6 protein-coding genes and 1 tRNA gene are annotated in these 8,156 nt (G+C 73.3%); 1 reads left to right on the top strand and 6 read right to left on the bottom strand.

From position 1 onward, the window contains the following. Positions 1 to 631: 631 nt before the first annotated feature. Positions 632 to 715 (bottom strand) — tRNA-Tyr (locus tag AB0G13_RS33010). 148 nt (positions 716 to 863) lie between these two features. Between AB0G13_RS33010 and AB0G13_RS33005 the strand changes: the two genes are divergently transcribed. Further along, positions 864 to 1,358 carry a YajQ family cyclic di-GMP-binding protein gene (locus tag AB0G13_RS33005; protein WP_132230880.1) on the top strand — a complete coding sequence of 165 codons (495 nt, stop codon included), beginning with the start codon at positions 864 to 866 and terminating at the stop codon, positions 1,356 to 1,358. Positions 1,359 to 1,660: 302 nt separating this feature from the next. Here the strand turns inward: AB0G13_RS33005 and AB0G13_RS33000 are convergent, their stop codons facing one another. The 5 genes from AB0G13_RS33000 to AB0G13_RS32980 all read right to left on the bottom strand — a co-directional run bounded on the left by AB0G13_RS33000 (position 1,661) and on the right by AB0G13_RS32980 (position 8,044). After that, a complete protein-coding gene (locus AB0G13_RS33000; RefSeq protein WP_357883090.1) occupies positions 1,661 to 2,146 on the bottom strand; it encodes a hypothetical protein in 486 nt (161 codons plus the stop codon). A 259-nt stretch (positions 2,147 to 2,405) separates the two neighbouring features. Further along, entirely contained in the window at positions 2,406 to 3,665 is a 1,260-nt protein-coding gene (locus AB0G13_RS32995; protein ID WP_357883087.1) for an MFS transporter, read from the bottom strand. 142 nt (positions 3,666 to 3,807) lie between these two features. Continuing rightward, complete coding sequence (htpX, locus tag AB0G13_RS32990) at positions 3,808 to 4,683, bottom strand: zinc metalloprotease HtpX (protein ID WP_357883084.1); 876 nt, start codon at positions 4,681 to 4,683, stop codon at positions 3,808 to 3,810. A gap of 172 nt (positions 4,684 to 4,855) precedes the next feature. Then, the gene (locus tag AB0G13_RS32985; RefSeq protein ID WP_357883081.1) at positions 4,856 to 6,391 is read right to left on the bottom strand and encodes a proton-conducting transporter membrane subunit; all 1,536 of its coding nucleotides are present in this window, start codon (positions 6,389 to 6,391) and stop codon (positions 4,856 to 4,858) included. Between the two features lie 147 nt (positions 6,392 to 6,538). Continuing rightward, the gene (locus tag AB0G13_RS32980; protein ID WP_357883078.1) at positions 6,539 to 8,044 is read right to left on the bottom strand and encodes an NADH-quinone oxidoreductase subunit M; all 1,506 of its coding nucleotides are present in this window, start codon (positions 8,042 to 8,044) and stop codon (positions 6,539 to 6,541) included. Positions 8,045 to 8,156 lie beyond the last annotated feature (112 nt).

Genomic DNA, 8,156 nt, shown 5'->3' with positions numbered 1-8,156 from the left:
ATGACCGCAACCATCACGCGATGAAGAAACCGGATAATGATCATGTCAAGCATCTGGTGGGACGCGAGTGTCAAGCATCTCCCGTGACGGGACACGTGGCCTGAAGGGGCGATTGCCGAATTTGGCTGTATCAGATCAAGGCGCCGCGCTGCGCGCGGCGCGGGGGCGGTGAGCCGGCCGGCGGCAAACCGCCCCGGCTGCCTCCGGCGCCGGGGCGGAAAGCCACCGACTGCCGCCGGACCGCCGCCCCCGAACCGGTGATCCAGCAGGCGGCACGATTACGGCCAAGCGGTACGGAAGCCGAACGGGTCGGCCTGGTCGAGGGTCGGGGCTTCCGACTGCCGCGCCAGTCCAACCCCGGGACTGGCTTGCCCCTGGCCTATCTCCCGCAGCCCGACCACGCCACAGCGCGGAGTCCTCAGCCGGTCGCTGGCACGCACGGCCCGCGCTAGCCCGAAGTCCCTCACCGACACCAGAATTCGCAGCTCAGAGGAGCCCTCAGAGGCAAGATCAACCCGCCCACGATCTGCCCACAACCAGTCGTCAGCGGCTGGACGCAGCCGGACTCCGCCAGACGAACGACAACGGCCCCCGATCAGCATTCCTGCTGGTCAGGGGCCGTTGGTGCACCTGGTGGCGGGTAGAGGATTCGAACCTCTGTAGCTTTCGCGACGGATTTACAGTCCGCTCCCATTGGCCGCTCGGGCAACCCGCCAGGGCACCCCACCGCGTCGTAACGCGGCAGCGGAAGCAAGGATAGCGGCTGCCCCCGGCATCCGCGCAACCGGGTACCGTCAGGGGGTCGTACCGCTGGTCAGCGGGGGACGAAGGACCACAGACCGCCGGACAGCAGGAGCATGAGCATGGCAGCGAACCCGTCGTTCGACATCGTGAGCAAGGTCGACCGCCAGGAGGTCGACAACGCTCTCCGCCAGGCGGAGAAGGAGCTCGCGACGCGGTTCGACTTCCGGGGCACCGGCGCCGAGATCTCCTGGTCGGGCGAGGAGGCCATCAGCCTCCAGGCAGAGACCGAGGAGCGGGTGCGGGCGGCGCTGGAGGTCTTCAAGGAGAAGGTGATCAAGCGGAACATCTCGCTGAAGTCGCTGGACGCCGGTGACCCGCGCGCGTCCGGCAAGATCTTCAAGATCGACTGCAAGGTGATCCAGGGCATCGACTCGGACAAGGCCAAGGCGATCAGCAAGAAGATCCGCGACGAGGGCCCCAAGGGCGTCCAGGCCCAGATCCAGGGCGACCAGCTGCGGGTCACCGGCAAGAAGAGGGACGACCTCCAGGCCGTCATCGCGCTGCTCAAGGGCGAGGACTTCGGCGTCGCCCTCCAGTTCACCAACTACCGGTAAAAGACCCCGAGCCTCACAGGTAAGGGCGCCGAACCGGCCCGATGACGTCTTGTCACCTGGGCACACGTCGTCGCCAGTAGTCGTCGTTGGTCGCTCACGAGCGCCCTCCGGCGGCCTGGCGGCGGCCTGCGCGGTCCTCGTCCGGGCGTCGGGCCCCGCACTCCCGCCCGCTGCGGTCCCTCGCCCGCAAGCTCCGGCCGGCCCATCCGCCCGCGCCGGTGGGCGTCGGCCACCTCGGGCAACCGTCCGCACGCCGCCGACCGGGCCTGCCTCGTACGAGCGGGCCGCTCTCGCGGCCGTCCTCAGCCGGCTTGCGGAACAGGTCCGGTTTCCGGCGGGTGCCACGCCCTGATCCTCCGGTCCGGCAGGTTCCTCCTGGACGGCCACAGCTGCACCCGCCAGACGTCACCGGGCGTCGTGGACCCGGGCCAGCCGCGGTTGACGAAGCCCCGGCCGCAGATGCGCACGCCGTACCGCCCGTCGGGCACCTCGCAGCGCCGGCTTTCCACCGTCGGCGAGCCGTACCACAGCTCTCCGCCGTCGACCGCCAGCGCGCACTCGAAGATCTCTTCCCAGTGCCCGAAGTCGCGGGGCGGCGGTGCGGCCCACACCTCGACGCGAAGCGGCATCCTGAAGTTGTTCTGGTGCGGCACGCAGACGAGCACCGTGTGACCAGTGCTGGCGATGTGCGCGTCGACGTGCGCATCCCGGAGGAGCGTCGTGAAGTCCGGGTCGTCGTCCAGGTTGCCGGAGAGCGTGAACTGTCCGTAGTCCAGAGCGACCGTCATGTCGTGAGCCGTGACCGGCGCTGGCATCCCCACGTCGGGAGTGTGCCGCACCACCGGTCGTCCCGTCGCCCCGCGACATCCGACCCGGCCGCGGAGATCGACAGCGCGAGCCCGCGTCGGGTCAGCGGGAGAAGACGAGCAGCAGCACCACCGTCAGGATCGCGCTGATCAGCAGGGAACCGAGGCAGCCCACCCGGTTCGAGAAGAAGACGAACATGACCGCGTGGTACCCCGCCTGCGCGGCGGGGAACCCGGCACGTCAGGCGGGCAGCAACTCCTCGGTGCGTACCGCCGTGGCCTCCGCGCGGGTGATGGGCCCGGCGGGCAGGGCCGCGACCCCGGCCCCGACGGCGACCGCGGCCCCGGCGAAGACGAACGCCCAGGGCACCCCGCCGGCGTGGTCGACGATCAGGCCGGCCACCGCGCCGCCGGCGGCGCTGGCGCCCACCGACATGGTCACCACCCAGGTGTACGCCTCGTTCAGCATGCTGGTCGGGGAGATCCGGCCGACCAGGGTGTTCTCCAGGGTGAGCGCGGGCGCGATCGTGGCGCCCCCGATCACCAGGGCGGTACCCAGCGCCACCGGGGTGGGCATCACCGCGAAGACGGCGAAGCTGGCGGCGACCGCGCCGAGCAGCAGCGAGAACTGCCGGGTCATGTTCCGGGCCGGCTTGCGGACGCCGAACCAGAAACCGCCCACGGCGCTGCCCACGCCCCAGACGGCCAGCAGCACCCCGGCGAGGCTGTCGGGATCGTCGGAGGTGTAGGCGGTGGCGAACGCCGGCACGGTCACGCCGGCCGCGCCGAAGGCGATGCCCAGGCTCGCGACGCAGAGCAGCAGTGCCGGAAAGCCGGGCACGCGCAGCGGGCCGAGCCCCCTGGTCTGGTGCTCGCGCGGGTGTGGCCGCCAGCCGCGCATCACCCGGCCGAGGGCCACCGCCATCGTGCCGACCAGGGTCACCACGGCCGAACCGACCAGGGCGGCCCCGGCGTCGGCGAACAGGATGAAGCCGGCGACCAGCAGCGGGCCGAGCACGAAGACGATCTCGAAGAGCGTGGTCTCGGCGGCGAGGGCGGTGTTGCGCAGGTGCCACCGGCCGGACGCCGGCGAGGTGAGGTCGTTCCAGGCGCCCCGGATCGCGGCGGTCAGCGGCGGGTAGGTGGCCCCGGCGACCCCGGAGGCCACGAAGACCAGCGCCAGGCTGCCGGTGTCGGAGCGGGCGGACCAGAGCAGGCCGAGCAGGGCGAACGGGTGGGCGACGGCGGTGCCGACGAGCACCGGGCTGGGGCCGATCCGGTCGGCGATCCGGCCGGCCACGGGGCTGAGCGCGGCGCCGGAGAGCGCGTAGATGCCCCCGGCGACGGCCGCCAGCGAGTAGCGGCCGGTGACCTGCTCGACGACCAGCAGCAGCGCCAGCGGCGTCATGCCGATCCCGAGCCGACCGAGGATGCCGGTGAGCAGCAGCATCGGCGCCCCGGGGATCCGCCAGACGCCCAGGTACTGGCGCAGTGCGGCCACGGTCGACCTCCAGGGGATGTAACGGGTGGGGAACCTTCCGACCCTAACGCCGCCGGACGCGGGAAAGGAACGGTTAACGCGCTCACACGGCGTTCCGCCCGTGTCCGGGGGACCGGACACGGGCGGAAAGGTGATCAGCGCCTCAGCGCTCGAACCGCACGGGCCCGCTGTTCGCGGCCATCCGCTCCAGCCGGGCGACCCGCTCCTCCATCTTGGGGTGGGTGGAGAAGAGGGCGGCCACGCCGCCGCCCCGGAACGGATTGTCGATCATCAGGTGGGCGGTGCTGGTGAGCTGCCCCTGGGCCGGCAACGGCCGGCGCTGGGTACCCATGTGGATCTTCTTCAGGGCGCTGGCCAGGGCCAGCGGGTCCCGGGTGAGCCGGGCGCCGGAGGCGTCCGCCTGGAACTCCCGGCTGCGGCTGATCGCCAACTGGATGACGGTGGCCGCGATCGGCCCCAGGATGATGGTGAGCAGCAGCACGGCCGGGTTCGGGGAGTCCTCGTCGTCGCCCCCGCCCAGCGGGATGAACCAGGCGATGTTCGCCAGCATGGTGATGATGCCGGCCAGACCGGCCGCCACGCTGGAGATGAGGATGTCCCGGTTGTAGACGTGCGACAGCTCGTGCCCGATCACGCCCCGCAGCTCGCGGTGGTCGAGGATCTCGGTGATCCCCTGGGTGACGCAGACGGCCGCGTGCTGGGGATTCCGCCCGGTGGCGAACGCGTTGGGCTGCGACGTCGGGCTCACGTACAGGCGCGGCATCGGCTGCCCGGCCTCGGTGGCCAGCTCGCGGACCATCCGGTACAGCTCGGGGAACTCCGCCTCGCTGACCGGTTGCGCCCGCATCGAGCGCAGCGCGAGCTTGTCGGAGTAGAAGTAGGTGACACCGTTCATCACGAGCGACAGGACGACGGCGATGACCAGGCCGCCACTGCCGCCGAACCAGTAGCCCACCGCCAGGATCAGCGACGTGAGCAGGCCGAGCAGCGCGGCGGTCTTCAGACGGTTGTGGTGCACGATCACTCCTTCGGTGCAGCACGGATCACGCGGGATCCGCTGACCGGTTCAACAACCCGGTACCCGCCAACCATCCGTCTCATGGCTGTGAGTTGCCTGAGATGTCCGAAGTGCCCGCGAGGACTACCGCCCCCGAAGACGGGAAGACCGCCGGACGGAACCGCGCCGCGCCTCAGCGGGCGGCGACGTCGAGCACGAGCTGCGGGGCGAAGCCGAGCACCAGCGCAGCCGCCGTCGCCACGGCCAGCACCACGCCGACCGTCCGGGCCCGCACGGGGACCACTGCCGGGGCGCCGCCGGCCCCGACGCCCGGGGCGTCCCCGCCCGGCGTGCCGGCCGGCGCGGTGGTCGGCGCGGTGGTCGGCGCGGCCCAGAGGGTGGCGGTGAGGCGCAGGTAGTAGGCGAGACCGATCACCGCGTTCACGGCCACCACCACGGCGAGCCAGCCCGCGCCGCCGTCCAGCAGCGAACGGACCACGGTCACCTTGGCGAAGAGGCCGGCCAGGCCCGGCGGCAGGCCGGCGAGCCCGACCAGCGCCAGCCCGAGCGCCGCCGCCCGCCACGGGTGTCGCCGGGCCGCCCCGCGCAGGTCGTCGAGCGTGCCGCCGTCCGCGCCCGCCGGGCGCAGCGCCACCACGGCCGCGAAGGCCGCCAGCTCCAGCACCACGAAGAAGACGGCGTACGCCACGGCGGCCGCGTACGCGGCGGTGCGGGCGTCGGCGGTGCGTCCGGCGGCCAGCGCCAGCGCGCCGAGCGGGGCGAGGATGTAGCCGGCCTGGGCCACCGAGGACCAGGCGAGCAGCCGGACCGTACGCCGCTGGCGCAGCGCCACCAGGTTGCCGACGGTCATCGTCAGCACCGCGAGCAGGGCGAGCACCGGGCCGGTCACGCCGGCCGGCAGCGCGTGCTGCACCACGGCGAGCAGGGCCACCACGCCGCCCAGCTTGGAGGCGGTGGACAGGTACGCCGCCACCGGCAGCGGCGCGCCGTCGTAGGTGGCCGGCGCCCAGGCGTGGAACGGCACGGCCGCCACCTTGAACGCCAGCCCCAGCACCACCAGCGCCACGGCGGCGGTGGTGAGCGGCAGGTCCAGCAGGTCCGGCCGGTCGGCGAGGATCGCGCCGATCCGGCCCAGGTGCAACCCGCCGGTGGCCGCGTAGAGCAGCGCCGCCCCGAGCAGCGTCAGGGTGGTGGCGACCACGCTGACCACGAAGAAGGTGACGGCCGCCTCGGCGCTGGCCAGGCTGCCCCGGCGCAGCCCGACGAGCACGTAGAGCGGGAGGGTGAGCGTCTCCAGCGCCACGATCAGGGTGATCAGGTCGCCGGCCGCGCCGAGCACCACGCCGCCCGTCATCGAGCAGGCGAGCAGGAAGCAGTACTCCCCCGTCGGCGACTGCCCCGCCCGCAGCAGCGGGCCGGACAGCGCGAGCACGCCCAGGGTGAGTAGGGCGACGACGACGGCGACCAGGGCGGCCCGGCCGCCGAAGACGTACGAGCAGTCGGGGCCGACGCAGAACGTGCGGCGTTCGTCCCCGCCGCCGACCAGGGCCGCGCCGAGGGCCGTGGCCGCCGCGCCGACGGCGGCCGTCGCCAGCGTGACCCGGCCCCGGGCCACCAGCAGGTCGGCCAGCAGCACCAGCACGGCCGTCCCCGCGGCCAGGTACGCCGGGAGCAGCGCCACGTTGTCGACGCTCTGCACCACGCTCATGCCGGCACTCCGCTTCGCTGCGTGCCGTCATGAGGCACCAGAGCGCTGAGCCCGATGATTCGCTCGCTCCGCTCGCTCATGCCGGCACTCCGCTTCGCTGCGTGCCGTCATGAGACATCAGAGCGCCGAGCCCGATGATTCGCTCGCTCACCGCAGCACCTCCACCAGGGCGTCGACGGGGGCCTCGGCGACGCCGAGCACCAGGGTCGGGGCCAGGCCGACCGCGAGGGCCAGCAGCACCAGGGGCGCCCACGCGACCAGCTCCACGCCGGCCACGCCGGAGGTGAGCCGCCCGACCGCCGGGCTGGGCCGCCCGTGCGTCACCCTGCGCAGCAGCCGCAGGAGGTACGCCGCGGTGAGCGCCCCGCCGATCGCCGCCAGCACACCCAGGGTGGTCCAGAGCGCCCCGCCGACCTCGACGGCCGCGACCACCGCGAACGCCTCGCCCCAGAAGCCGGCCAGCCCGGGCAGGCCGAGCGAGGCGACGGCGGCGAAGCCGAGCAGCCCGGCGAGCCGGGGGGCGGTCTCGCGCAGCCCGGACAGCTCGTCGAGCGACCCGGTGTGCGTACGGTCCTTGATCGCGCCGGCGAGGAAGAAGAGCAGGCCGGTGATCACCCCGTGCGCGACGTTGCCGATCAGGGCCGCCTGGATGCCGGTGGTGGTGAGCGTGGCGACGCCGAGCAGCACGAAGCCCATGTGCCCGACGCTGGAGTACGCGATCAGCCGCTTCAGCTCACGCTGGGCGAGGCAGACCAGCGACCCGACCAGGATCGCCGCCACGGCCAGCGCGCCGAGCACCGGGGCCGCCCAGCGGGCGCCCTCCGGGGCCACCCCGACCGCGATCCGGATCAGCCCGTACGTGCCCATCTTGAGCAGCACCCCGGCGAGGACCACGCTGCCGACGGTGGGCGCCTGGGTGTGCGCGTCGGGCAGCCAGGAGTGCAGCGGCCAGAGCGGGCTCTTCACCGCGAAGGCCAGCGCGAGCAGCGTGAACGCCGCGAGCTGGGTGCCCCGGGACAGCCCCGTCCCGCCGGTCAGCGCCACCACGTCGGCCGTCCCGGCGGCGGCCACCACCACGTAGACGCCGACCAGCAGCAGCACCGAGCCGAGCAGCGTGTAGAGGGCGAACTTGCGGGCCGCCCGCCGCCGGTCCGCGCCGCCCCAGCCGGCGATGATCGCGTACATCGGGAGCAGGACGACCTCGAAGAAGACGAAGAAGAGCACGAGGTCGAGGGCGAGGAAGGTGCCGAGGATGCCGACCTCGACGACCAGCAGCAGGGCCACCAGCGCCCGCCCGCTGCCGCCGTCGGGGACCTTCCACAGCGTGTAGGCGCAGCAGAGCAGCGTCAGCAGGGCGGTCAGCACGACCAGCGGCCAGGAGATGCCGTCCACCCCGAGATGGAAGCGCAGGTCGAGGCCGGGCACCCAGGGCAGGTCGAGCCGGTGCCACGGGCGCACCGCGGGCGCGTCGGCCCCGTAGGCCGACCAGGTCCGGTCGCCGAGGAGGAGCAGCGCGGCGGCCACCAGGGTCAGCGCCGCGACGGCCGTGCCGACCGCCCGGGCCGCCCGGTCCCGCGGCGTCGCCGCCACCGCCAGCGCGCCGAGCGCCGGCAACGCCAGCACCACCACCAGCAGGAACTCCCCCATGGTCATGCGGAAACTCCGATCAGGACGGCCGCCAGGCCGATCAGCAGCGCCCCGGCCAGCACGCCGGCCGCCGCGCGCGGCAGCGCCGCGCGGTGCAGCGCCGCCAGGCCGCCGCCGA

The organism is Micromonospora sp. NPDC023633, from assembly GCF_040640035.1.
Classification (GTDB): domain Bacteria; phylum Actinomycetota; class Actinomycetes; order Mycobacteriales; family Micromonosporaceae; genus Micromonospora.
The sequence above is the reverse complement of the archived record's forward strand: the minus strand, read 5'-3'. Positions and strand labels throughout refer to the sequence as shown.

Excerpts from the sequence above, each read along its gene's own strand:
- AB0G13_RS33005 (WP_132230880.1), top strand. The coding sequence starts at position 864 with ATGGCAGCGAACCCGTCGTTCGACATCGTGAGCAAGGTCGACCGCCAG.
- AB0G13_RS32985 (WP_357883081.1), bottom strand. The coding sequence starts at position 6,391 with ATGAGCGTGGTGCAGAGCGTCGACAACGTGGCGCTGCTCCCGGCGTAC.
- AB0G13_RS32980 (WP_357883078.1), bottom strand. The coding sequence starts at position 8,044 with ATGACCATGGGGGAGTTCCTGCTGGTGGTGGTGCTGGCGTTGCCGGCG.
- AB0G13_RS33000 (WP_357883090.1), bottom strand. The coding sequence starts at position 2,146 with ATGACGGTCGCTCTGGACTACGGACAGTTCACGCTCTCCGGCAACCTG.